At 75.9% G+C, this 23783-nt stretch carries 23 protein-coding genes and 1 riboswitch; of the genes, 18 read left to right on the top strand and 5 right to left on the bottom strand.

Annotation, left to right across the window (positions count from 1 at the left end; translation table 11 throughout):
* The first annotated feature begins 22 nt into the window (after positions 1-22).
* Positions 23-346 (top strand): DUF4229 domain-containing protein, encoded by a 324-nt coding sequence (locus tag BM414_RS04730; RefSeq protein WP_093578384.1) that lies wholly within the window; start codon positions 23-25, stop codon positions 344-346.
* Positions 347-353: 7 nt separating this feature from the next.
* Here BM414_RS04730 and BM414_RS04725 read toward each other — a convergent pair whose 3' ends face one another.
* Positions 354-1226 (bottom strand): 1,4-dihydroxy-2-naphthoate polyprenyltransferase, encoded by an 873-nt coding sequence (locus tag BM414_RS04725; RefSeq protein WP_093578249.1) that lies wholly within the window; start codon positions 1224-1226, stop codon positions 354-356.
* The gene (gene menE, locus BM414_RS04720; RefSeq protein WP_245784479.1) at positions 1226-2422 is read right to left on the bottom strand and encodes an o-succinylbenzoate--CoA ligase; all 1197 of its coding nucleotides are present in this window, start codon (positions 2420-2422) and stop codon (positions 1226-1228) included. The genes BM414_RS04725 and menE overlap by 1 nt, the downstream gene beginning before the upstream one ends.
* 90 nt (positions 2423-2512) lie before the next feature.
* Between menE and BM414_RS04715 the strand changes: the two genes are divergently transcribed.
* Positions 2513-3472 (top strand): o-succinylbenzoate synthase, encoded by a 960-nt coding sequence (locus tag BM414_RS04715; protein ID WP_245784478.1) that lies wholly within the window; start codon positions 2513-2515, stop codon positions 3470-3472.
* A complete protein-coding gene (menD, locus tag BM414_RS04710; RefSeq protein WP_093578247.1) occupies positions 3469-5145 on the top strand; it encodes a 2-succinyl-5-enolpyruvyl-6-hydroxy-3-cyclohexene-1-carboxylic-acid synthase in 1677 nt (558 codons plus the stop codon). The genes BM414_RS04715 and menD overlap by 4 nt, the downstream gene beginning before the upstream one ends.
* Before the next feature lie 6 nt (positions 5146-5151).
* Here menD and BM414_RS04705 read toward each other — a convergent pair whose 3' ends face one another.
* Positions 5152-5535: a VOC family protein gene (locus BM414_RS04705; RefSeq protein ID WP_093578246.1), complete on the bottom strand. Its 384-nt coding sequence runs from the start codon at positions 5533-5535 to the stop codon at positions 5152-5154.
* A 362-nt stretch (positions 5536-5897) separates the two neighbouring features.
* A riboswitch (cyclic di-AMP (ydaO/yuaA leader) is annotated at positions 5898-6064 on the top strand.
* Positions 6065-6069: 5 nt separating this feature from the next.
* Between BM414_RS04705 and BM414_RS31280 the strand changes: the two genes are divergently transcribed.
* A complete protein-coding gene (locus BM414_RS31280; RefSeq protein ID WP_093578245.1) occupies positions 6070-7242 on the top strand; it encodes a LysM peptidoglycan-binding domain-containing protein in 1173 nt (390 codons plus the stop codon).
* Positions 7243-7312: 70 nt separating this feature from the next.
* On the opposite strand, the gene BM414_RS04695 is transcribed toward BM414_RS31280, so the two are convergent.
* On the bottom strand, positions 7313-7930 hold the full coding sequence (locus BM414_RS04695; RefSeq protein WP_093578244.1) for a class I SAM-dependent methyltransferase: 618 nt from the start codon (positions 7928-7930) through the stop codon (positions 7313-7315).
* Positions 7930-9204: an isochorismate synthase gene (locus BM414_RS04690; RefSeq protein ID WP_093578243.1), complete on the bottom strand. Its 1275-nt coding sequence runs from the start codon at positions 9202-9204 to the stop codon at positions 7930-7932. The genes BM414_RS04695 and BM414_RS04690 overlap by 1 nt, the downstream gene beginning before the upstream one ends.
* Positions 9205-9240: 36 nt before the next feature.
* Here BM414_RS04690 and BM414_RS04685 point away from each other — a divergent pair, with 36 nt between their 5' ends.
* From BM414_RS04685 to nuoK, 14 genes are all read left to right on the top strand, one after another.
* On the top strand, positions 9241-9960 hold the full coding sequence (locus BM414_RS04685) for a demethylmenaquinone methyltransferase (RefSeq protein ID WP_093578242.1): 720 nt from the start codon (positions 9241-9243) through the stop codon (positions 9958-9960).
* A gap of 361 nt (positions 9961-10321) precedes the next feature.
* A complete protein-coding gene (locus BM414_RS04680; RefSeq protein ID WP_175551412.1) occupies positions 10322-11002 on the top strand; it encodes a phosphoribosyltransferase in 681 nt (226 codons plus the stop codon).
* Positions 11003-11051: 49 nt separating this feature from the next.
* Complete coding sequence (locus BM414_RS04675; protein WP_093578240.1) at positions 11052-12326, top strand: geranylgeranyl reductase family protein; 1275 nt, start codon at positions 11052-11054, stop codon at positions 12324-12326.
* A gap of 153 nt (positions 12327-12479) precedes the next feature.
* Complete coding sequence (locus BM414_RS04670) at positions 12480-12842, top strand: NADH-quinone oxidoreductase subunit A (protein WP_425432350.1); 363 nt, start codon at positions 12480-12482, stop codon at positions 12840-12842.
* A 45-nt stretch (positions 12843-12887) separates the two neighbouring features.
* Positions 12888-13565 carry a NuoB/complex I 20 kDa subunit family protein gene (locus BM414_RS04665; protein ID WP_093578239.1) on the top strand — a complete coding sequence of 226 codons (678 nt, stop codon included), beginning with the start codon at positions 12888-12890 and terminating at the stop codon, positions 13563-13565.
* Positions 13562-14299, top strand: a complete 738-nt coding sequence (locus tag BM414_RS04660; RefSeq protein WP_093578238.1) for an NADH-quinone oxidoreductase subunit C — start codon at positions 13562-13564, stop codon at positions 14297-14299. The genes BM414_RS04665 and BM414_RS04660 overlap by 4 nt, the downstream gene beginning before the upstream one ends.
* On the top strand, positions 14296-15621 hold the full coding sequence (locus BM414_RS04655; RefSeq protein ID WP_093578237.1) for an NADH-quinone oxidoreductase subunit D: 1326 nt from the start codon (positions 14296-14298) through the stop codon (positions 15619-15621). The genes BM414_RS04660 and BM414_RS04655 overlap by 4 nt, the downstream gene beginning before the upstream one ends.
* The gene (gene nuoE, locus BM414_RS04650) at positions 15618-16670 is read left to right on the top strand and encodes an NADH-quinone oxidoreductase subunit NuoE (protein ID WP_093578236.1); all 1053 of its coding nucleotides are present in this window, start codon (positions 15618-15620) and stop codon (positions 16668-16670) included. The genes BM414_RS04655 and nuoE overlap by 4 nt, the downstream gene beginning before the upstream one ends.
* A gap of 5 nt (positions 16671-16675) precedes the next feature.
* A complete protein-coding gene (nuoF, locus tag BM414_RS04645; RefSeq protein WP_093578235.1) occupies positions 16676-18004 on the top strand; it encodes an NADH-quinone oxidoreductase subunit NuoF in 1329 nt (442 codons plus the stop codon).
* Positions 18001-20499 (top strand): NADH-quinone oxidoreductase subunit G, encoded by a 2499-nt coding sequence (locus BM414_RS04640; RefSeq protein WP_093578234.1) that lies wholly within the window; start codon positions 18001-18003, stop codon positions 20497-20499. Before nuoF ends, BM414_RS04640 begins: the two co-directional genes overlap by 4 nt.
* A complete protein-coding gene (gene nuoH, locus BM414_RS04635) occupies positions 20496-22034 on the top strand; it encodes an NADH-quinone oxidoreductase subunit NuoH (RefSeq protein ID WP_245784477.1) in 1539 nt (512 codons plus the stop codon). The genes BM414_RS04640 and nuoH overlap by 4 nt, the downstream gene beginning before the upstream one ends.
* Entirely contained in the window at positions 22027-22677 is a 651-nt protein-coding gene (nuoI, locus tag BM414_RS04630; protein ID WP_093578233.1) for an NADH-quinone oxidoreductase subunit NuoI, read from the top strand. The genes nuoH and nuoI overlap by 8 nt, the downstream gene beginning before the upstream one ends.
* Positions 22674-23480 carry an NADH-quinone oxidoreductase subunit J gene (locus BM414_RS04625; RefSeq protein ID WP_093578232.1) on the top strand — a complete coding sequence of 269 codons (807 nt, stop codon included), beginning with the start codon at positions 22674-22676 and terminating at the stop codon, positions 23478-23480. The genes nuoI and BM414_RS04625 overlap by 4 nt, the downstream gene beginning before the upstream one ends.
* Positions 23477-23776 (top strand): NADH-quinone oxidoreductase subunit NuoK, encoded by a 300-nt coding sequence (gene nuoK / locus BM414_RS04620; protein ID WP_093578231.1) that lies wholly within the window; start codon positions 23477-23479, stop codon positions 23774-23776. Before BM414_RS04625 ends, nuoK begins: the two co-directional genes overlap by 4 nt.
* Positions 23777-23783: the final 7 nt, after the last annotated feature.

Here is a 23783-nt window from a genome sequence, read left to right as displayed (position 1 = left end):
CCGCACGCAGGAGGACAGCAGCATGGCCGAGAGCACCACCCCGGGCGCCCCCACCGGCGGCCCCGCGACGCCGCCGCGGATCGTGCCGTGGCTGCTCGCCTACACGCTGGGCCGGCTGGTCATCGCCGCCGCCCTCATCGCGCTCATCTGGCTGGTCGGGCTGCCCGGCTTCCCGGCGCTGCTGTTCGGCCTGCTGCTGTCGATGCCGGTCTCGCTGGTGCTGCTGCGCCCGGTGCGCGACCGGCTGACCGAGGGCCTGGCCGCCCGCAGCCTCGCCCGCCGCGCCCGCAAGGAGGAGCTGCGCGCCCGCCTGTCGGGCGACATCCCGGGCGAGAGAGCCGCCTGAGCCCCGCTCACCCCGACAGCGCCAGGCCCGCGCCCAGGAGCACGCCGGTGGCGAGGGTGAGCAGCCCGGTGGCCTGCAGCGCGGCGATCAGCGCCGGCCCGCGCCCGCCGGAGAGCACCACCCGCGACGGCGGCACGGCCAAGGGGACGGCGACCAGCGCGAGCAGCGCCCAGGGACGCCCGACCCCGATGGCGACGACGACGCCGAACGCGACCGCGAGCAGCCCGACGTAGAACACCCGGGTCGCGCGGTCGCCGAGCAGCACCGCGAGCGTGCGCTTGCCCACCCGGGCGTCCCCCTCGACGTCGCGCAGGTTGTTGACCACCAGGAGCGCCGTCGACAGCAGCCCGACCGGCACCGCGGCGCCCAGCGCCAGCCCCTCGACCCGGCCGGTCTGCACGAACGTCGTCCCGGCGACGGCGACCGGGCCGAAGAAGACGAAGACGAAGACCTCGCCCAGCGCCCGGTACCCGTAGGGCAGCGGGCCGCCGGTGTAGGTCCAGGCGGCGGCGATGCACACCGCGCCGACGGCGACGAGCCACCAGCTCGACAGCGCCGCCAGCACCAGCCCCGCCACCCCCGCGACGGCGAAGGCCAGCAGCGCCGCGACGAGGACCGACCGGGCCGACGCCGCCCCGGAGCCGACCAGCCGCATGGGCCCGACCCGGTCGGAGTCGGTGCCGCGCTTGCCGTCGGAGTGGTCGTTGGCGTAGTTGACCGCCACCTGCAGCGCGAGCGCGACCAGCAGTGCCAGCAGGGCGGGCACGAGCCGGAAGCCGCCGAGCGCGGCCGCGGCGCCGGTGCCCACGACGACCGGCGCCAGGGCCGCGGGCAGGGTGCGGGGCCGGGCGCCGGCGACCCACTGCGCGGGCGTCGCCATCACGAAGGACCCCCCTGCCCCCCGCGCCCCGCGAGCTCGGCACGGGACCCCGCAGGGAGGCCACCGTCGCGCGCGAGCCGGGCGGCCACGCCGCGGCGGTCGGGCTTGCCGGTGTGCAGCGTGGGCACCGACCCGATCAGGTGCAGCTCACGGGGCGCCGACGGGCCGCCCAGCCGCTCGGCCACCCAGGGTCGCAGCGCCGCGAGGTCGGGCGCGGCACCGGGCACCGGGACGACGGCGGCCACCACCCGCTGCCCCCACTCGTCGTCGGGCCGGCCGAAGACGACGGCGTCGGCGACGGCCGGGTGCTCGCGCAGTGCGCCCTCGACCGCCTGGGGAGCCACGTTGACCCCGCCGGTCACCACGACGTCGTCGAGCCGGCCGAGGACGGTGAGCCGCCCGTCGGGGCCGAGCGAGCCGGCGTCGCGGGTGCGGAACTCCCCGCCGGCGAACGCGGTGGCCGTGCCCTCCGGATCGCGCCGGTAGCCCAGGGCCAGGACCGGGCCGCCGACGACGATCCCGTCCCCGGTCACGCGGACGCGCACGCCGCCGAGCGGGACGCCGTCGTAGACGCAGCCGCCGGCGGTCTCGGTCATGCCGTAGGTGGTCACCGCGGCGACGCCGGCCTCGCGGGCCCGTGCCAGCAGAGCGGGGTCGGTGGCCGCGCCGCCCACGAGGACCGCGTCGAACGCGCGCAACGCCTCCGGCTCGCGGTGGAGGTACCGGCGCAGTTGGGTGGGGACCATCGCGGTGTAGCGGCGGCCGGTGGGCATCCGGGCGACCGCCGCGGCCAGGTCCTCACCGGGCGCCGGCGCGGTCGGGACGGTCCCGGCGAGGACCGAGCGCACCAGCACCTGCAGCCCGGCGATCGCCGACACCGGCAGTGTGAGCAGCCAGGCGCCCGGCCCGCCGAGCCGGTCGGCGGTGACGCCGGCCGAGGCGGCCAGTGCCGACGCCGGGAGCAGCACCCCCCGCCCGCCACCGGTCGACCCGGAGGTGACGACGACGAGGTCGGCGCCGTCCTCGAGCGGCTCACCGGGCGCGAGGACCTCGCGCGCCGCGGCCGCGGCCGGTCCCGACGGGAGGACGGCCAGCGGCGCGGTGCCGTCGAGCGCGGCGCGGACGGCGGGCAGCACGGTGCCGAGCACGGCGTCGGGGGAGTCCGGCGCGGGGAGGACGGTCAGCTGCCGGGGCACGTCGAACGAGGGTACGTGGGAGGGCCCTCCTGCCCCCGCTGCTCGCGGGCTCGCAGCGGGCCCCTGCAGGAGGGCCATACGCTGGCGGGCGTGATCACCGTCGCCCGCCTCCCCGCGGGGATCGACCGGGTGGCGGTGTGGTCGGTGCCCATGCGCACCCGCTTCCGCGGCATCGACGTCCGCGACGGCGTGCTGGTGCACGGGCCGGCCGGCTGGGGCGAGTTCTCCCCGTTCTGGGACTACGGCGTGACCGAGAGCCGGCGCTGGTGGCCCGCCGCGGCCGAGGCGGCGCTGGAGGGATGGCCCGCGCCGGTGCGCTCCTCCGTGCCGGTCAACGTGACGGTCCCCGCCGTGGACGCCGAGCGGGCGCACGCGATCGTGACGGCGTCGGGCTGCCGGACGGCGAAGGTCAAGGTGGCCGAGCCGGGTCAGTCCGCCGCGGACGACCTGGCCCGCGTGGAGGCCGTCCGCGACGCGCTCGGCCCTGCGGGTGCGGTGCGGGTGGACGCCAACGCCGCCTGGGACGTCGACACCGCGGTGGCGCGGATCCGTGAGCTGGACCGGGTGGGCCTCGAGTACGTCGAGCAGCCCTGCGCCACCCTCCTCCAGCTCGCCGCGCTGCGCCGCCGGGTCGACGTCCGCGTGGCCGTCGACGAGGGCGTGCGCCGGGCCGACGACCCGCTAGGCGTCGACCTGCGGGAGGCCGGCGACGTCGTCGTCCTCAAGGTGCAGCCGCTGGGCGGGGTGCGCGCGGCGCTGCGCGTGGCCGAGGCGCACGGCCTGCCGTGCGTGGTCTCCTCCGCGCTGGAGTCCTCGGTGGGCATCGCCGCGGGCGTGGCACTCGCCGCCGCGCTCCCGGAGCTGCCCTTCGCCTGCGGCCTGGCCACCGTCGCGCTGCTCGACGGCGACGTCACCGACGCCTCCCTCCTGCCGGTCGACGGCGCGCTGCCGGTGACCCGGCCCGACCCCGGCCGGCTGGCCGACGTCCCGGCCCCGGACGACGTGACCGCGCGCTGGACACAGCGGCTGGCCGCGGTGCTCGCCGCGTGAACCCCTCCACCGCGCTGGCCCGCGTGCTGGTCGACGAGCTGGTCCGCGGCGGGGTCCGCGACGCCGTCGTCGCGCCCGGGTCGCGCTCGGCGCCGGTCGCCCTCGCGCTCGCCGCCGCCGAGCGGGACGGGCGGCTGCGGCTGCACGTGCGCATCGACGAGCGGACGGCGTCCTTCCTCGCACTCGGCCTCGCCCGCGCCTCCGGCCGGGCGGTGCCGGTGCTCACCACGTCGGGGACGGCGACCGCCCACCTGCACGCCGCGGTGCTCGAGGCCGACGTCAGCGGGGTGCCGCTGGTCGCACTGACCGCCGACCGCCCGCCGGAGCTGCGCGCGACCGGCGCCAACCAGACGATCGAGCAGCCCGGGCTCTACGGCGACGCGGTGCGCTGGGCGGCCGACGTCGGCGTGCCCGAGGCCGGGCGCGAGGCGGCCCAGAACCGCTACTGGCGCTCGGTGGTGTCGCGGGCGCTGCTGGCGGCCACCGGCGCGCTGTCCGGCGACCCCGGCCCCGTGCAGCTGAACCTGCCCTTCCGCGACCCGCTGCTGCCCGACGGGGAGCCGGTGCTGGAGGGCCCGTGGACCGGCCGGGACGACGGCGCCCCGTGGACCGCGGGGGCGGGCGCCCCGGCCCCGGCCGGGCCCATCGGGGAGGGGCCGCGCACGCTCGTCGTCGCCGGCGACGGGCCGCCGGCCACCGGCCGCGCCTGGGCCACCGGTGCCGCCGCGGCCGGCTGGCCGGTCGTGGCCGAGCCCAGCGGCGGGGCCTGGACCGACGACGCCGTCCGCGGCGGGGCGCTGCTGCTCGGCGCCCCCGGCTGGCTGGACGCGCACCGGCCCGAGCGCGTGGTGGTCGTGGGCCGGCCGACGCTGTCCCGGCCGGTGTCGGCGCTGCTGGCCGACCCGCGGGTGCGCGTCGAGACGGTGGTCGGCACGCCGCGCTGGCCCGACGCCGGCCGCTCGGCCTCCCTGGTGACCCGCGCCGCGCCGCCGTCGGGCCCGCCGTCCGGCGGCGACTGGGCCGCCGCCTGGCGCGCGGCCGCCGGCCGGGTGGGCGCCGTCGTCGACGCCGCCCTCGGCGCCGAGGCGGGTCTCACCGCGGCCCGGCTGGCCCGCGACGTCGTCGCCGCGCTGCCGGCCGGGGCGCTGCTCGTGCTCGGCTCCTCGACCCCGGTGCGCGACGTCGACCGGCTCGCCGTGCCTCGCGGGGACCTCACCGTCCTGGCCAACCGCGGCGTCGCCGGGATCGACGGCACGGTCTCCACGGCCGTGGGGGCGGCGCTGGCGCACGGCGGCCGGGCCGTGGCGCTGATGGGCGACCTCACGTTCCTGCACGACCTGCAGGGGCTGCTGACCGGCGACGGCGAGGTGCGCCCGGACCTCACGGTGGTCGTGCCCGACAACGACGGCGGCGGGATCTTCGCCCAGCTCGAGCCGGGAGGTCCGGCATACGTCCGCGACTACCAGCGGGTCTTCGGCACCCCGCACGGCCGCGACCTGGTCGGCGTCGCGCGGGCGATGGGGTGGGAGGCGACGCCGGTGACGTCGGCAGCCGATCTGCCCGCCGCGCTGGCGCTCGGCGGTCCCCGGGTGGTCGTCGTCCGCACCGACCAGCGCGCCGAGGCCGACCTCGCCACCTCCCTCCGCGACGCCGCGACCCGCGCGCTGGCCTGAGCGGCCTCAGGAGCGCCGCATCTCCTGGAGCGACCACCCGTTCCCGTCGGGGTCGGTGAAGAACGCGAACCGCGAGCCGGGGGACCCCTCGGGACCGAGCTGCTGGACCTCGCTGATCTCGACGCCGCGCTCCGCGAGCCGCCGGCGCACGGTGTCGACGTCTTCGACGACGAGCTGCGCGCCCTTGGTCGTACCGGGCTCGCCCAGGGGCATGCCCTCGCCGATGACCACCGAGCAGGGGGAGCCCGGCGGCGTCATCTGCACCACCCGCATGCCAGGGGCCGGGCTCACGTCGTGGTCGAGTCCGAAGCCGACCTTCTCGACGTAGAAGGCCTTCGCGGCCTCGACGTCGCTCACGGGGATGCCGATCACCTCGAGTCGCATGTCCATGCGGGGACCCTAGGCAGGACCGGGGACGGCATGGGGTCCTCGCGGCACGGCTCCGCGGAGGTCGGCCTGGGAGACGGGGCCTGGCCGGAGTGTCCCCCGTCACGGCGATCCGGCCGTCCGGGCCGTCGGCCGGGCGTTCGGCACGGGACGGTGGTCGGGGCGCCGCACGCCACGACCAGCGGGTTCCGTTTCCCGGGGTGGTGGGGGAGCGAGATCACGCCGACGTCACGCGGTATCCCGCGGCCCCACTCGAACCGCGGTGTGACCGTCGTCACGACGACAGTCCACATGACGATATGTAACGTTTTGGCTGCGCTCAGCAAACGAGAGAGCGCGGCGCCGGTCCGCCAAACCCTGCCCACCGGTCGCGCACGTCAACTCCCCAGGGCAGGGGTGGGGGAACCACTTCCGGCGCGCGACGGCCACGGGGGCCTGTCCGAGCGCGTCTCGGGGTGAAGCCGCGGACCGCGGCCGGGCACCGATCGCCCGAACCCGACAGCTCACCTCGCCGGCGGCGATCGGGAGATCACCACCATGGCCAAGCACCGCGCACCCCGTTATGTCCGCACCAAGACCGTCATCGCCAAGGCCCCCGTCGCCGCCGGCGCCGCGGCCGTCGGGCTCGGCGTCCTGAGCACGCCCGCCGCCTCGGCCTCCGCCGACCACGACTGGTCCGGCGTTGCCCAGTGCGAGTCCAGTGGCGACTGGAGCACCAACACCGGCAACGGCTACTACGGCGGCCTGCAGTTCAGCCCGTCGACCTGGGCCGCGTTCGGCGGCACCGACCTGGCCCCGCGCGCCGACCTCGCCACCCCCGCCCAGCAGGTGCAGATCGCCGAGGCGGTCCTCGCCGGGCAGGGCATCGGCGCGTGGGGCTCCTGCGGGAGGCACCTGGCCGCCGGCACCACCGCGGCCGCCGCCGAGGCACCCGCCGCCCCCGCCGAGCAGCCCGCCGCCGCGGCGCCCGCCGAGGCACCCGCCGCCGAGGCCGACGACGCCACGACCGAGGACTACACGGTCCGCTGGGGCGACACGGTGAAGAAGATCGCCGCCGCCCACCAGCAGAGCTGGCGCGAGCTGTACCAGCGCAACGCCGACGTCATCGGCTCGAACCCGAACCGCATCCACCCGGGGCAGGTCCTGGCCGTCAGCGGCCCGGCCGCCGAGGCGCCCGCGGCACCGGAGGCGCCCGCGGCACCGGCGGCTCCCGCGGCACCGGAGGCGCCCGCGGCACCGGAGGCGCCCGCGGCACCGGCGGCTCCCGCGGCGGCGGCCGGCAACTCGGCCCCGGTCGCCACCCCGCCGCTCGCCCAGGCCGCACCCGAGGTCGCCCCGACGGCGGCGACCGCCCGCATCACCAACACCGCCGGCCCGATCAAGCCGCAGGCGCAGGCCGCGGCCGACGCCGTCGTCAGCAACGTGCCAGGCGCCGCCGGCATCGCCCTCGGCGGCACCCGCGCCAGCGCCGTCGACCCGAACGGGCACCCGTCCGGCCTGGCCGTGGACTACATGGTCATGACCGACGCCGCCCTCGGCGACGCGATCGCCCAGTACCACGTCGACCACTGGGACGAGCTCGGCGTCGAGTACGTCATCTGGGAGCAGCGGATCCTCACCTCGCCGACCGGCTCGTGGAAGCCGATGGAGGACCGCGGCGGCGTGACCGCGAACCACTTCGACCACGTGCACGTGAACTACGCGGGCTGAGCCCGCACGACCCCGACGAGGGCCCCGGCCGCAGCGAGCGGCCGGGGCCCTCGTCGTCTCCGGGGGCCGCTCAGCCGGGGCGGCGCCGGACCAGCGAGTACCGCCAGAACAGCAGCCGGCGCACCCGCACGCCGGGCAGCACCGCGCGCGCCCGCGACCGCACCTGGCGGGTGGTGAGCACCGGGTCCCGCACCGGCATCCCGGGCGTCCCGCTGCTCGGACGGCCGCGGACCCGGCGCCCGAGCCCCACGACCCGGTCCAGGACGGCGGCGAGCGCCTCGACCGGCAGGTCCCGCGGCAGGTCCGTGCGGGGCAGCGCCACCATCGCCAGCACACCCCCGGGCCGCACCGCGGCCGCGAGCGTGCGCAGTGCCTCGTCGAGCGGCAGGTGGTGCAGCGCGCTCCCGCCGACGACGGCGTCGTAGCCGTCCGCCGGGAGCGGCACCGCCAGCACGTCGGCCTCGACGACGCGGACGTTCGACGGCACCCGCGCGCGGGCCAGCGCGACCATCGCCGGCGACCGGTCGACGGCGTCCACGGCGGCGGCCCGCCCGGCGAGGACGCAGGCCAGGTCGCCGGCACCGCAGCCCACCTCGAGCACCCGCTCGCAGCGGTCCGGCAGGGCGCGCAGCAGCAGCGGCCAGTAGTGCGCGTTGTGGTCCCAGCGCAGGTCCGGGACCAGCCGCATCAGCTCTCCAGCGCGGCCTGGAACGCGGCGAACTTCGACTGGGTCTCGGCCAGCTCGGCGGCGGGGTCGGACCCGGCGACGATGCCGCAGCCGGCGAACAGCCGCGCCGAGCACGGGTCCTCGTCGCTCAGCTGCGCACAGCGCAGGGCCAGGCCGAACTCCCCGTCGCCGCGCCCGTCGAGCCAGCCCACCGGACCGGCGTAGCGGCCGCGGTCCATGCCCTCGAGCCCGGCGATGACCGCCGCGGCGCGGTCCGGCGGCGTGCCGCAGACGGCGGCGGTCGGGTGGACGGCGTCGACGAGCTCCAGCAGCCCGGCGCGCCCGCGCACGCCCGAACGGCGCTGGGTCCCGACGACGTCGGTGGCCAGGTGCCGGACGTTGGCGAGGGTGAGCAGCGAGGGCCCGTCGGGCACCGACAGCGTGGTGCAGTACGGGTCCAGCGCCCGGACCAGCGAGTCGACGGCGAGGGCGTGCTCGGCACGGTCCTTGGCGCTGGAGAGCAGGCCCGCGGCCAGCCGCTCGTCCTCGGCGCCCGCGCCACGGGGGGCGGTGCCGGCCAGCACCCGCGCCGACAGCTGCCGGCCGGTGCGGCGCAGCAGCAGCTCGGGGGTGGCGCCGAGCAGCCCGTCGACGGCGAAGGTCCAGCAGTCGGGGAAGCGCTCGGCCAGCCGGTCGAGCAGCCGGCGCGGGTCCAGCCGCACGTCGGCGGTGACCAGCAGGTCGCGGGCCAGCACCACCTTGGCGAGGTCGCCGTCGCCGATGCGGCCCACGGCGGCCGAGACCGCGCCGCACCAGGTGGCCGGGTCGAGGGCGCCGTCGGCGTACCGGAGCCGGGACGGCGGCGGGAGCAGCGGCTCGCGGGAGGAGGGCAGGACGTCGCGCGGGTCGGCGTCGCCGGTGGTGGTCACCCACGCCACGCCGCCGCGGCGGCCGACCACGACCTCCGGGACGACGAACACCGACGTCCCCGCGGCCGGGTCGAACGCGATGCTGGCGAACACGACCGGGCCGGAGCCGGGCACGCCCACGCCGTCGTCGGCGGCCGGTCCGGCGCTGCGCTCGGCCCACCAGGCGGCCGCCTCGGCCAGCGCACCGGGGCCGGAGACCTCGAGGCGGTCGGCCTCGCCCCAGCCGACCAGGCCCTCACCGCGGCGCACCCAGGACAGCGCCCCCTCGCGGGGCAGCAGGTCCAGCAGGTCGGGGGAGTCGGGCAGTTCGACGGTGCTGTACAGGGGCGCGACGGCGTCCCGCGAGGTCACCGCCGCTGCCGTCACGCTCCCCAGCGTAGGCAGCCGGTAGCGTCGTCCGCCGTGGCAGACCGGCGAGACAGCGCACACACCGCCGGTCGGCGGGCCGGTCTGGACAAGCAGCCGCACGAGGTGGCGGCCATGTTCGACGGCGTCGCCCGCCGCTACGACCTCACCAACACCGTCCTCTCCGGCGGCCGCGACGTGTCCTGGCGGCGCGCCACGCGGGAGGCGTTGGGCGCCCGGCCGGGGGACGTCGTCCTCGACGTGGCCGCCGGCACCGCCGTCTCCACCGTCGAGCTGGCCGCCGGGGGAGTGCACGCGATCGCCTGCGACTTCTCGCAGGGGATGCTGCGAGCCGGTGCCGCGCGGCCGGTGCCCAAGGTGGCCGGCGACGCGATGGCGCTGCCCCTGGGCGACGCCAGCGTCGACGGGCTGGTCATCTCCTTCGGGCTGCGCAACGTGGCCGACCCCGACGCCGCCCTGCGCGAGTTCGCCCGCGTGGTGCGCCCGGGCGGCACGCTCGTCGTCTGCGAGTTCTCCAGCCCCACGTGGGCGCCGTTCCGCACCGTCTACACCGAGTACCTGATGCGGGCGCTGCCGGTGATCGCCCGCGTGGTGAGCAGCAACCCCGACGCCTACGTGTACCTGGCCGAGTCCATCCGCGCCTGGCCCGACCAGCCGGCGCTGGCCGCCCGCATCCAGGCCGCGGGCTGGGCCGACGTCGAGTGGCGCGACCTCACCGGCGGCGTCGTCGCCCTGCACCGCGCCCGCCGGCCCTAGCCGCCGTCCCCGGCCGCCGTCGTCAGCTGCCTCCCCGGCGCACCTCTGGCGACGATCACCGAGCCGGGGGTGTGACGCGCCGGTGTCGCGCGACGTGTCGCCGTCGGGGCCCCGTGATCGTCGCCTGCGGCCCTCCGCCGGGTCCGCTCTCCGTCCCGCGCGGACGAGGGCCGCGCGGAGTGCTCACGGGGCTAGCGTCGGTCCATGACGACACCGACACCGATGCCCGAGCCCCCCGGCCCGTCACCGTCCCCGGTGGACCCGATCTCGCCGCCGTCGCCGGCCCCGCTGCCGCAGCCGAGCCCGACCGACCCGACGGCTCCACCCCCGACCGGGCCGCAGCCCGTCTGAGGCGCTGCGGGTGGACGGCCGCCCGTACCGCGACCGGCGCGACGCCGGCCGGCAGCTCGCCGCGTGTCTGACCGACCCCGCCCGCGCCCCCGCCGTGCCGCTGGGCCCCGACGCGCTCGTCCTCGGCCTGCCCCGCGGCGGCGTGCTGGTCGCCGCGGAGGTCGCCGCCGCCCTCGGCGCGGAGCTCGACGTCGTCGCCGTCCGCAAGCTCGGCCTGCCCGGCCGGCCGGAGCTCGCCATGGGCGCGCTGGCCGCGGTGGGGGAGACCGTCGAGAGCGTCCGCAGCGAGGTGGTGCTCGCCCGGGTCGCCGTCGACCCCGACGCCGCCGCGGAGGTCGTCCGCGCCGAGCTCGCCGAGCTGCGCCGCCGCCAGCGGGCCTACCGCGGCGACCGGCCGCCGCCCGTGCTCGCCGGCCGCACCGTCGTCCTCGCCGACGACGGCCTGGCCACCGGCTCGACCATGCGCGCCGCGCTCGCCGCGGTCCGGTCCGCCGGCCCCGCCGCGGTCGTCGTCGCCGTCCCGGTGGGCGTCCCGGACGCCTGCGCCGCGCTCGACGCCGACGAGGTGGTCTGCCCGCTCACCCCCGAGCCGTTCGGCGCCGTGGGCCGCCACTACGACGACTTCGGCGAGACCTCCGACGACGAGGTCCGCTCCGCGCTCGCCGCCGCCTCCGGTCCGGGCCCCGCCTAGGCTCGGACGCCGGTCCACCCGGGGCCGACGACGACGAGGGAGCCGGCGCGTGACGAGTCCGACCAGCGGGGGCAGTGCCGACGTCGTGGTGGTCGGCGCCGGGCCCGCGGGATCGGCCGCCGCCTGGGCGCTCGCCGGTGCCGGCCGCGACGTCGTCGTCCTGGAGAAGGCCCGGTTCCCGCGCGAGAAGGTCTGCGGCGACGGCCTCACGCCCCGCGGGGTCAAGGCGCTCGACGAGATGGGCGTCGACGTCTCGCCGGCGGCCGGCTGGGTCCGACACCGGGGGCTGCGGGTCTTCGGCGGCGGCCGGGTGGTCGAGGTGGACTGGCCGCGGCTGTCCTCCTGGCCCGGCCACGGGCTGATCCGCGCCCGGAAGGACCTCGACCCGATGCTCGCCGAGCACGCCGTGGCCGCCGGCGCCCGGCTCGAGCAGGAGGTGACGGTCACCGACCCGCTGCTCGACGACGCCGGCCGGGTCGTGGGCGTGCGCGCCCAGGCGGGTCCGGGCAGGGAGCCGGTCACGTGGCGCGCGCCGCTCGTCGTCTCCGCGGAGGGGCTCTCGGGCCGGCTGGCGAAGGCGATCGGGCTGACCCGCCGCGAGGACCGCCCGCTCGGCGTCGCCGTCCGCCGCTACGTCGAGACGCCGCGCGGCGAGGACCCCTACCTCGACATCTCCTTCGACCTCTCGGCCGAGGGCCCCACCGCCGACTCGATGCCCGGCTACGGCTGGTCCTTCGGCATGGGCGACGGCACCGCGAACGTCGGCTTCGGCCTGCTCGACACCCGGCGCGGCGGCGACACCGACCCCCGCACGGTGCTGCGGCGGTGGCTGGCCACCCTGCCGCCGGAGTGGCAGCTCGGCGAGGAGCACGCGGTCACCCCGTTGCGCGGCGCGGGCCTGCCCATGGCACTCAACCGCGGCCCGGCCTACACGCGCGGGCTGCTGCTGGCCGGCGACACGGCAGGCGTGGTCAACCCGTTCAACGGGGAGGGCATCAGCTACGCGCTGGAGACCGGACGGATGGCCGGCGAGACCGCGGCCGCGGCCCTGGCGGCGCCCGAGGGCCCGGCGCGGGAGGCCGTGCTGCGCCGCTACCCCGCGCGGCTGCAGGAGGCCTACGGCCGCCACCACCGCCTCGGGATCGCCTTCCTGGCGGCGCTCGACCGCCCCGGCCTGGTCCGCTTCGCCACGGCGCACGGGCTCAAGCGCCCGGCGATGGTCGACGCGGCGCTGCGGCTGATGGGCAACCTCTCCGACGGCCGGGACGGCGACCGCTTCGACCGCACGATCGCGCTGCTCACGAGGCTGACGCCCTCGGTGTGACCGCGCGGCGGTCTGCGTCCGTGACCAGACCGTGACGCGCCGACGTGAACTCACTCACCCCCCGCGCTTCCGATCCGCAGGACCGCGGCATAGGCTCGTGAGAGCACGTTTGTGAATTTCTTCACAAGCACCGGAGACCCGAGGGGAGGCCCCGTGCTGTCCGCCTACGTGCCCATCGTGGGGTTGTTCGCGCTCGCCGCGGCCTTCGCCCTGTTCTCGGTGACGGTGGCGCCGTTCGTGGGCCCCCGCCGCTACAACCGGGCCAAGCTCGAGGCCTACGAGTGCGGCATCGAGCCGGTCGACCAGCCGCTGCAGGGCGGCCGCTTCCCGGTGAAGTACTACCTCACGGCGATGCTCTTCATCGTCTTCGACATCGAGATCGTCTTCCTCTACCCGTGGGCCGTCGCCAACGACGCGCTGGGACTGTTCGGCCTGGTCGAGATGGTCGTGTTCATCGCCACCGTCTTCATCGCCTACGCCTACGTCTGGCGCCGCGGCGGCCTCGAGTGGGACTGACGGCCGTCCAGGTGGACGTCGTGGCACCGAACGCAGGGAGCTGACATGGGTCTCGAGGAGAAGCTGCCGAGCGGCTTCCTGCTGACCACGGTCGAGAAGCTGGTCAACTGGACGCGGAAGTCCTCGCTGTGGCCTGCCACCTTCGGCCTGGCCTGCTGCGCCATCGAGATGATGGCCACCGGGGCGGGCCGCTACGACCTCGCCCGGTTCGGCATGGAGGTCTTCCGGGCCTCCCCGCGCCAGGCCGACCTGATGATCGTCGCCGGCCGGGTGAGCCAGAAGATGGCGCCGGTCCTGCGGCAGATCTACGACCAGATGCCCGAGCCGCGCTGGGTGCTCGCCATGGGCGTCTGCGCCAGCTCCGGCGGCATGTTCAACAACTACGCGGTGGTGCAGGGCGTCGACCACGTCGTGCCGGTGGACATGTACCTGCCCGGCTGCCCGCCGCGTCCGGAGATGCTGATGGACGCCATCCTCAAGCTGCACCACAAGATCCAGAACGAGCCGCTCGGTGCCCGGCGGGCCCGCCAGATGGAGGAGGCCCGCGCCGAGGGCCGTGCCCCCGACCTGCTGGTGGAGATGCCCTCCAGCATCCGCGCCGACAAGACCAAGCGGGCGGCCTACGAGCAGGCAGCGGCCCTCGGCCGCACCGGCCAGTTCGCCATCGAGCAGCGCGGCGGCGACGCCGTCCTGCTGCCCGGCCCCCGCGGCGGGTCCCGGTGACCGGCCCCGGCGACCGCAGCGGCGCCGACGCCTCGCGGGGTGCGTCCTCGAGCGGCGGCGGCTTCCGCAAGGGCGCCTTCGGCGTCAGCGGCAGCGGTGACACCTCCGGCTTCGGCGGCCTCGTGCGCGTCGAGCCCGGCGGCGCGGTGGCGCTGCACTCCACCGACCGGCCCTACGGCGGCTGGTTCGACGAGGTCACCGACGCGCTGATCGACGCCGTCGGCGCGGCCACCTACGCCGCCGCCGTGCAGCGCGTCCTGGTCGACCGCGGGGAGATCACCTACTTCGTCGCCCGTGAGCACCTGCTCACCCTGGTGCAGGCCCTGCGTGACGACGACGCCCTGCGCTTCGAGCTGTGCAGCAGCGTCTCGGGCGTCGACTACCTCGACAGCGGCGGCCCCGCGGCGAGCGCCGGCCGGCCGCGGCTGCACGTCGTCTACCACCTGACCTCGATGACCTTCCGGCGGCGGATCCGCCTCGAGGTCGCCGTCACCGTCGAGGACCCGCACGTGCCGTCGGTGTCCTCGGTCTACCCGACGGCGGACTGGCACGAGCGGGAGACGCACGACATGTTCGGCATCGTCTTCGACGGCCACCCGGCGCTGACCCGGATCCTCATGCCCGACGACTGGGACGGGTTCCCGCAACGCAAGGACTACCCGCTCGGCGGCGTGCCGGTGGAGTACCACGACGCGACGATCCCGCCGCCGGACACCCGACGGAGCTACCGGTGACCGCGACCGGCTACGACCCCTACGCGGGTTCCCGTCAGACGACCGAGGGCCGTGTCTACACCGTCACCGGCGGCGACTGGGACCAGACCCTCGGCGTGGACCACAGCGGCGAGGAGCGCCTCGTCGTCAACATGGGGCCGCAGCACCCCTCGACGCACGGCGTCCTGCGGCTGGTCCTCGACCTCGAGGGCGAGACGGTCACCAAGGCGCGGGTGGTCATCGGCTACCTGCACACCGGCATCGAGAAGAACGTCGAGTACCGCAACTGGACGCAGGGCACGACGTTCGTGACCCGCATGGACTACCTGGCCCCGCTGTACAACGAGGCCGCCTACTGCATGGCCGTCGAGAAGCTGCTCGGCATCGAGGTGCCCCAGCGGGCGCAGACCATCCGCGTCCTGGTCATGGAGATCAACCGGATCGCCTCGCACCTGGTCGGCCTGGCCACCGGCGGCATGGAGCTCGGCGCGCTCACCGGCATGACCAACGGCTTCCGTGAGCGGGAGCTGTGCCTCGACCTGCTCGAGGAGATCACCGGCCTGCGGATGAACCACGCCTACATCCGTCCCGGCGGCGTCGCCCAGGACCTCCCGGCCGGCGTGGAGGAGTCCATCCGCGAATGGCTCGCCGTCATGCCCGAGCGGCTGGCCGGCTACCACAAGCTGCTCACCGGCCAGCCGATCTGGCAGCGCCGGCTCAAGGACGTCGGCTACCTCGACGTCACCGGCTGCCTGGCGCTGGGCGTCACCGGGCCGGTGCTGCGGGCCGCCGGCCTGCCGTGGGACCTGCGCAAGGTCGACCCCTACCTCGGCTACGAGACCTACGACTTCGAGGTGCCGACCGCCGACACCAGCGACGCCTGGGGTCGCTTCCTGGTGCGCATGGCGGAGATGACCGAGTCGCTCAAGATCGTCGAACAGGCGCTCGACCGGCTGGAGCCCGGCCCCGTCATGGTCGAGGACCGCAAGATCGCCTGGCCTGCCCAGCTCTCGCTCGGCGCCGACGGCATGGGCCAGTCCCTCGACCACGTCCGCCACATCATGGGCACCTCCATGGAGGCGCTGATCCACCACTTCAAGCTGGTCACCGAGGGCTTCCGGGTGCCGGCCGGGCAGGTGTACGTGCCGGTCGAGTCGCCGCGCGGGGAGCTCGGCTACCACGTGGTGAGCGACGGCGGCACGCGGCCGTTCCGCGTGCACGTGCGCGACCCCAGCTTCGTCAACCTGCAGGCGACCGCGGCGATGAGCGAGGGCGGCATGATCGCCGACGTCATCGCCGCCATCGCCTCCATCGACCCCGTGATGGGAGGTGTCGACCGGTGAGCGCCCTCCCCGGATCGGCAGAGGGCGCGGCGACGACGGGGCTGGTCGACAGCCCCGTCCAGCCGGCAGCGGCCGACCTGCCGCCGCTGACCGAGCAGACGCGGCTCGAGGCGCGGGAGATCATGGCCCGCTACCCGCAGCCGCGCTCGGCGTTGCTGCCGATGCTGCACCTGGTGCAGAGCTACCAGGGCTACGTCTCGCCCGAGGGCGTCACGCTGTGCGCCGAGGAGCTGGGGCTGACCAAGGCCGAGGTCGGCGCGGTCGCGACCTTCTACACGATGTACAAGCGCCGACCGACAGGCCGGCACCTGGTCAGCGTGTGCACCAACACGCTGTGCGCCGTCCTCGGCGGGCAGCGGATCATGGACGCGCTCTCCGCCGACCTCGGCGTCCACCACGACGAGACGGCGGCCGACGGCTCGGTCACCCTCGAGCACGCCGAGTGCCTGGCGGCCTGCGACTACGCGCCGGTGGTCACCGTCGACTACGAGTTCTACGACCAGCAGGACGTCGACAGCGCCCGCGCGCTGGTGGCGGCGCTGCGCCGGGGCGAGAAGCCGCACCCCACCCGCGGCGCCCCGCTCACCGACTTCCGCGGCGTCTCCCGGCAGCTGGCCGGCTTCTCCCAGCACGCCGACGCCGGTGCCGCGCGCGCCGCCGTCGACGCGCCGGGGGAGTGGGGTCCGACCCTGGCCGGCGTCCGGCTGGCCGAGGAGCGCGGCGAGGCCGCGCCGCCGATGACCGGCCCCGAGCCCCAGCCCGCCGACACCGGGGAGCCCGCGGACACCGTGGACCCGTCCGGGGACGCCGGGCAGACGCCGGAGAAGGAGGCGGCCGACGCGCGCGTCGCGGCCGCCGACAACCCCGCCGAGCGGGCCGGCGCCGCGCAGACCCACCCCGACCGCGGGACCGAGTACGGCCGGCGCACCCCCGGCGGCTCCCGTCCCACCCCTGACACCCCCGCGGGCACCGAGCCGGGCACCTCCGGCCAGGGGCCCGCTGCCACCGGGTCGCCCAGCCCGAATCCACCTCCGAGCCGGGAGGCCTGAGCACCGTGCCCCTCACCCCCGTCCTCACCTCGCGGTGGGGCGCCGACCAGCCCTGGCGGCTGTCGACCTACGAGTCCCTCGACGGCTACGCCGCGCTGCGCACCGCGCTGTCGATGCAGCCCGACGAGCTGGTCTCGCTGGTCAAGGACTCCGGCCTGCGCGGCCGCGGCGGCGCCGGGTTCCCCACCGGCATGAAGTGGAGCTTCATCCCGCAGCCCAAGCCCGGGGAGACGCCCACCGGGCCGGCCGCGATGCCCAAGTACCTCGTGGTCAACGCCGACGAGGGCGAGCCGGGCACCTGCAAGGACCTGCCGCTGATGATGACCGACCCGCACTCCCTGGTGGAGGGCGTGGTCATCTCGGCCTACGCGATCCGCTGCCGGTTCGCCGTCATCTACGTCCGCGGCGAGGCGGTGCACGCCCACCGCCGGCTGGTGGCCGCCGTCGAGGAGGCCTACGCGGCCGGCTACCTCGGCAGCGACATCCTCGGCTCGGGCTACGACCTCGAACTGGTCGTGCACGCCGGCGCCGGCGCCTACATCTGCGGCGAGGAGACGGCGCTGCTCGACTCGCTCGAGGGCTACCGCGGCCAGCCGCGCCTCAAGCCGCCGTTCCCCGCGGTCGCCGGGCTCTACGGCGCCCCCACGGTGATCAACAACGTGGAGACGCTGGCCACCGTGCCGTTCGTCGTCCGCGGCGGGGCGGAGTGGTTCAAGCGGTTCGGCCCGGAGAAGTCGCCGGGGCCGAAGATCTACTCGCTGTCGGGCCGCGTCGTCCGTCCCGGGCAGTACGAGGCGCCGATGGGCACCACGATGCGCGAGCTGCTGGCGATGGCCGGCGGGGTGCGGCCCGGCCACGAGCTGAAGTTCTGGACGCCGGGTGGCTCCTCGACGCCGTACTTCACCGCCGAGCACCTCGACGTCCCGCTGGACTTCGACTCGGTGGCCGCCGCCGGCTCGATGCTCGGCACGACGGCGCTGATGGTGTTCGACGAGACCGACTCGATCGTCGAGGCCACCCTCCGCTTCACCGAGTTCTACGCGCACGAGTCCTGCGGCAAGTGCACCCCCTGCCGCGAGGGGACCTACTGGCTGGTGCAGGTGCTGCAGCGCCTGGCCGGGGGCCGCGGGACCGCCGCCGACCTCGACCTGCTCACCGACACCTGCGACAACATCCTCGGCCGGTCGTTCTGCGCCCTCGGCGACGGCGCGACCAGCTGCATCACCTCCTCCCTCAAGTACTTCCGGGACGACTACGTCGCCCTGCTGCCCGCCGCCGAGCAGGCCCGCCTCGGGCGCTCGCTGCGGCTCGAGCCCGTGGGAGCTGCTTCATGACGCTCACGCCGACCGCCCCCGAACCCGCGCCGGCGGTCCCGCCGGGCGCCCCGGGCCCGCACACCCCGCCCGACGCCGTCCACTGCACGATCGACGGCTTCGACGTCGCCGTGCCCAAGGGGACGCTGATCATCCGGGCCGCCGAGATGGTCGGCATCCAGATCCCGCGGTTCTGCGACCACCCGCTGCTCGACCCGGTCGGCGCCTGCCGGCAGTGCCTGGTCGAGGTCGAGGGGCAGCGCAAGCCGGTGGCCTCCTGCACCATGCCGGTCACCGACGGCATGGCGGTCAAGACGCAGCTGACCAGCGCGGTCGCCGACAAGGCGCAGCAGGGCACGATGGAGCTGCTGCTGATCAACCACCCGCTGGACTGCCCGGTCTGCGACAAGGGCGGCGAGTGCCCGCTGCAGAACCAGGCGCTGAGCAACGGCCGGTCCGAGACGCGCTTCGTCGACGTCAAGCGGACCTATCCCAAGCCGCTGCCGATCAGCAGCGAGATCCTGCTCGACCGCGAGCGCTGCGTGCTGTGTGCCCGCTGCACCCGCTTCTCCCAGCAGGTCGCCGGCGACCCGTTCATCGAGCTGTTCGAGCGGGGCGCGCTGGAGCAGGTCGCCGTCTACGAGGACGAGCCGTTCTCCTCCTACTTCTCCGGCAACACCACGCAGATCTGCCCGGTCGGGGCGCTGACCAGCGCGCAGTACCGGTTCCGGTCGCGGCCCTTCGACCTGCGCAGCGAGCCCTCGGTCTGCGAGCACTGCTCCTCGGGCTGCTCGATGCGCACCGACTACCGGCGCGGCAAGGTCATGCGCCGGCTGGCGGGGGAGGACCCGGCGGTCAACGAGGAGTGGACCTGCGACAAGGGCCGCTACGCGTTCCGCTACGCCGCCACCAACGACCGCCTCGACACCCCGCTGGTGCGGCGCGACGGCGTGCTCGAGCCGGCCTCGTGGCCGGAGGCCTGGGCCGCGGCCGCCGAGGGCCTGCGCGCCGCGCGGGCCGCCGGCGGGGTCGGCGTGCTGCCCGGCGGCCGCCTGACGGTCGAGGACGCCTACGCCTACGCCAAGTTCGCCCGCGTCGCACTGGGCACCCACGACGTCGACGCCCGCGCCCGCGCGCACTCGGCCGAGGAGCAGGCGTTCCTCGCCGCGCACGTCGCCGGCACCGGCCCGGGGCGCGGAGCGGTCACCTACGACGACCTCACCTCCGCCCCCGCCGTGCTGCTGGCCGGATTCGAGCCGGAGGAGGAGTCGCCGATCGTCTTCCTCCGCCTGCGCCGCGCCGTGCGCACGGGCTCGCTGGCCGTCTACGACCTGGCGCCGTTCGCCACCCGCGCCGCGCAGAAGCTGCAGGCCACCGTGCTGGTCACCCGGCCCGGCGAGGAGGCCCGCGCCCTGGCCGCGCTGGCCGAGGGCAGCTGGGGCGGCCCCGCCGTCGAGGCCCTGCGCCGGCCCGGCGCGGTGGTGGTCGCCGGCGAGCGGCTGGCCGAGGTGCCCGGCGCGTTCACCGCGCTGGCCGCCCTCGCCCGCGCCACCGGCGCCCGGCTGGCCTGGGTGCCGCGGCGGGCCGGTGAGCGCGGCGCCGTCGAGGCCGGCGCGCTGCCCGCGCTGCTGCCCGGCGGGCGGCCGGTCGACGACCCCGTGGCCCGCGCCGAGGTGGCCGCGCTGTGGGGCGTGGACCCCGTGGACATGCCCGCGACGCCCGGCCGGGACACCACCGGCATCCTCAGCGCGGTCCGCGACGGCCGGCTGGCGGGCCTCGTCGTCGGCGGCGTCGACCCCGCCGACCTGCCCGACCCGGCGCTCGCGGTGCAGGCGCTGGCCGCGGCGTCGTTCGTGGTCAGCCTCGAGCAGCGGCCCACCGCCGTCACCGAGCACGCCGACGTCGTGCTGCCGGTGGCCGCGGCGCCGGAGAAGGCCGGCAGCTACCTCGACTGGGAGGGTCGGGTGCGCTCCTTCGACGCCACGCTGCACGGCACCGGCCGGCTGACCGACGGCCGGGTCCTGCACGGCCTGGCCGACCACCTCGACGCCGACCTGCGGCTGCCCACGCCGGAGTCCGCCCGCGCCGAGCTCGCCGCGCTGGGCCACACCGGCACCCGCGCCGACGGCACCGGCCTCGACGTCCCGCCGGCCGTGGCGCCGGAACCCGGCGAGGGCGAGGCGTTGCTCGCCTCCTGGCGGCAGCTGCTCGACGTCGGCACGCTGCAGCGCGACGAGCCGGAGCTCGCCGGCACCGCCCGTCCGCCGGTGGCCCGGCTGGGCGCCGAGGCCGCCGCCAGGCTCGGCGTGGCCGACGGCGAGCTGCTCACCGTCACCGGCAGCGCCGGGTCGGTGACCCTGCCGGTGGCCGTCACCGAGATGCCCGACGGCGTCGTGTGGCTGCCCATGCGCTCGCCCGGCAGCGAGGTGCGGACCGGGCTCGGGACGCCGCCGGGCGGGCTCGTCCGGCTCAGCGGGGTCCGCACCGGCGCCACCGCCTCCGGGGTGCGGTCGTGATCCTCGCCCCCGTGGTCCTGGCCTCGCCCGAGCAGCCGACGCTCGAGGACTTCGGGAACGACGTCTGGTGGATCGTGCTCGTCAAGATCGTCGGCGTCTTCGCGGTGCTGGTGCTGATGACGCTGTTCGCCATCGTCTTCGAGCGCAAGGTCGTCGCCCGCATGCAGCAGCGCTCCGGCCCCAACCGGGTCGGGCCGCGCGGGTCGCTGCAGAGCCTCGCCGACGGGCTGAAGCTGGCGTTCAAGGAAGACATCATGCCGGCGCTCGCGGACAAGCCGGTCTACTTCCTCGCGCCGGTCATCGCCACGATCCCGGCGTTCCTGGCCTTCTCGGTCATCCCGCTGGGCCCGGTGGTCAGCATCTTCGGCGAGCGCACGCCGCTGCAGCTCACCGACGCCCCCATCGGCGTGCTCGTCGTCCTGGCCTGCTCGGCGATGGGCGTCTACGGCATCGTCCTCGGCGGCTGGGCCTCGGGCTCGACCTACCCGCTGCTGGGCTCCCTGCGCAGCGCCGCGCAGATGGTCAGCTACGAGATCGCGATGGGCCTGTCGATCGTCGCGGTGTTCCTCTACGCCGGGACGATGTCGACCTCGGAGATCGTCGCCGCGCAGGCCGACGGGAACCGGCTGTCGTTCTTCGGCCTGGAGTTCACCGGGCCCAGCTGGTTCGCGGTGCTGCTGCCGGTCAGCTTCGTCATCTACGCGATCGCCGTCGTCGGTGAGACCAACCGCGCGCCGTTCGACCTCCCCGAGGCCGAGAGCGAGCTGGTCGGCGGCTTCCACACCGAGTACTCGTCGCTGAAGTTCGCGCTGTTCTTCCTGGCCGAGTACATCAACATGGTCACCGTCTCCGCGCTGGCCGCGACGCTGTTCCTCGGCGGCTGGCGGGCTCCGTGGCCGCTGTCGATCTGGGACGGGGCCAACTCCGGCTGGTGGCCGCTGCTGTGGTTCTTCCTCAAGGTCTGCGTCGCGCTGTTCGTCTTCATCTGGCTGCGCGGCACGCTGCCCCGGCTGCGCTACGACCAGTTCATGCGCTTCGGCTGGAAGGTGCTGGTGCCGACGGCGCTGGTCTGGATCCTCGTCGTCGCCACGATGCGCACCGTCTCCCGCGAGGCCGACCTGTCCACCGGTGAGGTGGCGGTCTTCGTGGGCGTGCCGATCGCGCTGCTGGTGCTCCTCGCCCTGGCGCTGGCCAGCCGGGCCGCCAACCGCGACACCCGGGTCATGGCAGAGGAGGCGGCGGCCGGCGGCGTGCACGCGACCGACCCCAAGCCCGAGGCCGAGGTCCTGCTGCCGGCCGGGCCGCGGCGCCGGCCGGCTCAGCGCACCGGCCCCGCCCGCGCCGAGGGCGGTTTCCCGGTGCCGCCCATGGACCTCACCGTGCCGCCGTCGCCGCGGCTGCGCCGTGCCGACCGGGTGGCCGAGCCCGCGGGCGCGGGCCGCGCCGAGGGCGGCGTGGTCAGCAGCGGCCGCCGTGCCGCCGGCAGCAGCACGGGCAGCACCGCCACCAGCGTCCAGGAGGACCCCGATGCCTGACCAGGACCCCACCACCGGCGGCGGGTCGAAGGGCCTGGCGCGGGCGTCGCGCGGCGAGGTCGAGCGGGCCGGCCGCGGCGACGGCGCACCCGCGCCCCGGCGCAGCCTGCTGCCGGCGCCCGGGCAGGGCTTCGGCGTCACCTTCGCCCAGATGTTCAAGAAGGTGACCACCGAGCAGTACCCCGAGACACCCAAGGTCACCAAGCCGCGCTACCACGGGCGGCACGTCCTCAACCGGCACCCCGACGGGCTGGAGAAGTGCATCGGCTGCGAGCTGTGCGCCTGGGCCTGCCCCGCCGACGCGATCTACGTCGAGGGCGGCGACAACACCGAGGACGCCCGCTACAGCCCCGGTGAGCGGTACGGCCGCGTCTACCAGATCAACTACCTGCGCTGCATCTTCTGCGGGCTGTGCATCGAGGCCTGCCCCACCCGCTCGCTGACGATGAGCAACGACTTCGAGCTGGCCGACGACAACCGGCAGGACCTGATCTACACCAAGGAACAGCTCATGGCCCCGCTGCTGCCCGGCATGGAGGCGCCGCCGCACGCGATGCACCTCGGCGACGACGAGAAGGCGTACTACCTGCGCGACCCGCAGCAGGGCTCGGCCGCCGAGCCGGTCACGGTGGAGCGGGCATGACCGACGTCGTCATCAGCACCGGCGAGGCCGTCGTCTTCTGGATCCTCGGGCCGGTGGCGCTGGCCGGCGCACTGGGGATGGTCTTCAGCCGCAACGCCGTCCACTCCGCGCTGTGGCTGGTCACCACGATGCTCTCGCTGGGCGTCTTCTACGTCGTCCAGTCCGCGCCCTTCCTCGGCGCGGTGCAGATCATCGTCTACACCGGCGCGATCATGATCCTGTTCCTCTTCGTGCTCATGCTGGTCGGCCGCGACTCCTCGGACTCGGTGGTCGAGACGCTGCGCGGCCAGCGGGTGGCGGCCACCGTCCTCGGGGTCGGGTTCGCCGCGCTGGTCGGTGCCGGGATCGCCCGCGCCACCCGAGACACCCCGGGTACGGGGCTGTCCGACGCGCAGGGCGGCACCGGCAACATCGACACGATCGCCGAGCTGCTGTTCACCCGCTACCTGCTCGCCTTCGAGGTCACCAGCGCGCTGCTGATCACCGCCGCGGTCGGCGCGATGGTGCTGGCGCACATCGAGCGCGAGCCCGGCAGCCGGCAGTCGCAGAAGGAGCTCTCGCGGGCCCGCTTCCTCACCGACCGGCCGCAGACGCTGACCGGCCCCGGTGTGTTCGCGCGCGCCAACTCCGTGGCCACCGGCGCGCTGCTCCCCGACGGGAGCACCGCCGAGGAGAGCCTGGCCACGGGCATGGAGGCCCGGGAGGTCGACCAGATGCCCCGTCCCACCGGCCGGGCCCAGCTCGGCAGCCCCGACGCCGCCCTGGGGACGACCGACGGCGTCGTGGGCGGTGACCACCGATGACGCTCACGTACTACCTGGTCCTGGCCGCGATCCTGTTCACCATCGGCGCCGTCGGCGTACTCGTGCGGCGCAACGCGATCGTCGTCTTCATGTGCGTCGAGCTGATGCTCAACTCGGTGAACCTGACGCTGGTCACCTTCGCGCGGTCCACCGGCACCGTCGACGGCCAGATCATGGCGTTTTTCGTCATGGTCGTCGCCGCCGCGGAGGTCGTCGTCGGCCTCGCGATCATCATGTCGATCTACCGGACCCGCCGGTCGGCGTCGGTCGACGACGCCAACCTGCTCAAGTACTGACGGGAGC

The organism is Geodermatophilus amargosae (genome assembly GCF_900116515.1).
Taxonomy (GTDB): Bacteria; Actinomycetota; Actinomycetes; order Mycobacteriales; family Geodermatophilaceae; genus Geodermatophilus; species Geodermatophilus amargosae.
This window is presented reverse-complemented; position numbering and strand designations above follow the sequence as displayed.

What these genes read in the sequence shown, in the direction of transcription:
- BM414_RS04730 (WP_093578384.1), top strand. Translation starts at nt 23, where the DNA reads ATGGCCGAGAGCACCACCCCGGGCGCCCCCACCGGCGGCCCCGCGACG.
- BM414_RS04725 (WP_093578249.1), bottom strand. Translation starts at nt 1,226, where the DNA reads ATGGCGACGCCCGCGCAGTGGGTCGCCGGCGCCCGGCCCCGCACCCTG.
- BM414_RS04705 (WP_093578246.1), bottom strand. Translation starts at nt 5,535, where the DNA reads ATGGACATGCGACTCGAGGTGATCGGCATCCCCGTGAGCGACGTCGAG.
- BM414_RS31280 (WP_093578245.1), top strand. Translation starts at nt 6,070, where the DNA reads ATGGCCAAGCACCGCGCACCCCGTTATGTCCGCACCAAGACCGTCATC.
- BM414_RS04695 (WP_093578244.1), bottom strand. Translation starts at nt 7,930, where the DNA reads ATGCGGCTGGTCCCGGACCTGCGCTGGGACCACAACGCGCACTACTGG.
- BM414_RS04665 (WP_093578239.1), top strand. Translation starts at nt 12,888, where the DNA reads ATGGGTCTCGAGGAGAAGCTGCCGAGCGGCTTCCTGCTGACCACGGTC.
- BM414_RS04640 (WP_093578234.1), top strand. Translation starts at nt 18,001, where the DNA reads ATGACGCTCACGCCGACCGCCCCCGAACCCGCGCCGGCGGTCCCGCCG.
- nuoI (WP_093578233.1), top strand. Translation starts at nt 22,027, where the DNA reads ATGCCTGACCAGGACCCCACCACCGGCGGCGGGTCGAAGGGCCTGGCG.
- BM414_RS04625 (WP_093578232.1), top strand. Translation starts at nt 22,674, where the DNA reads ATGACCGACGTCGTCATCAGCACCGGCGAGGCCGTCGTCTTCTGGATC.
- nuoK (WP_093578231.1), top strand. Translation starts at nt 23,477, where the DNA reads ATGACGCTCACGTACTACCTGGTCCTGGCCGCGATCCTGTTCACCATC.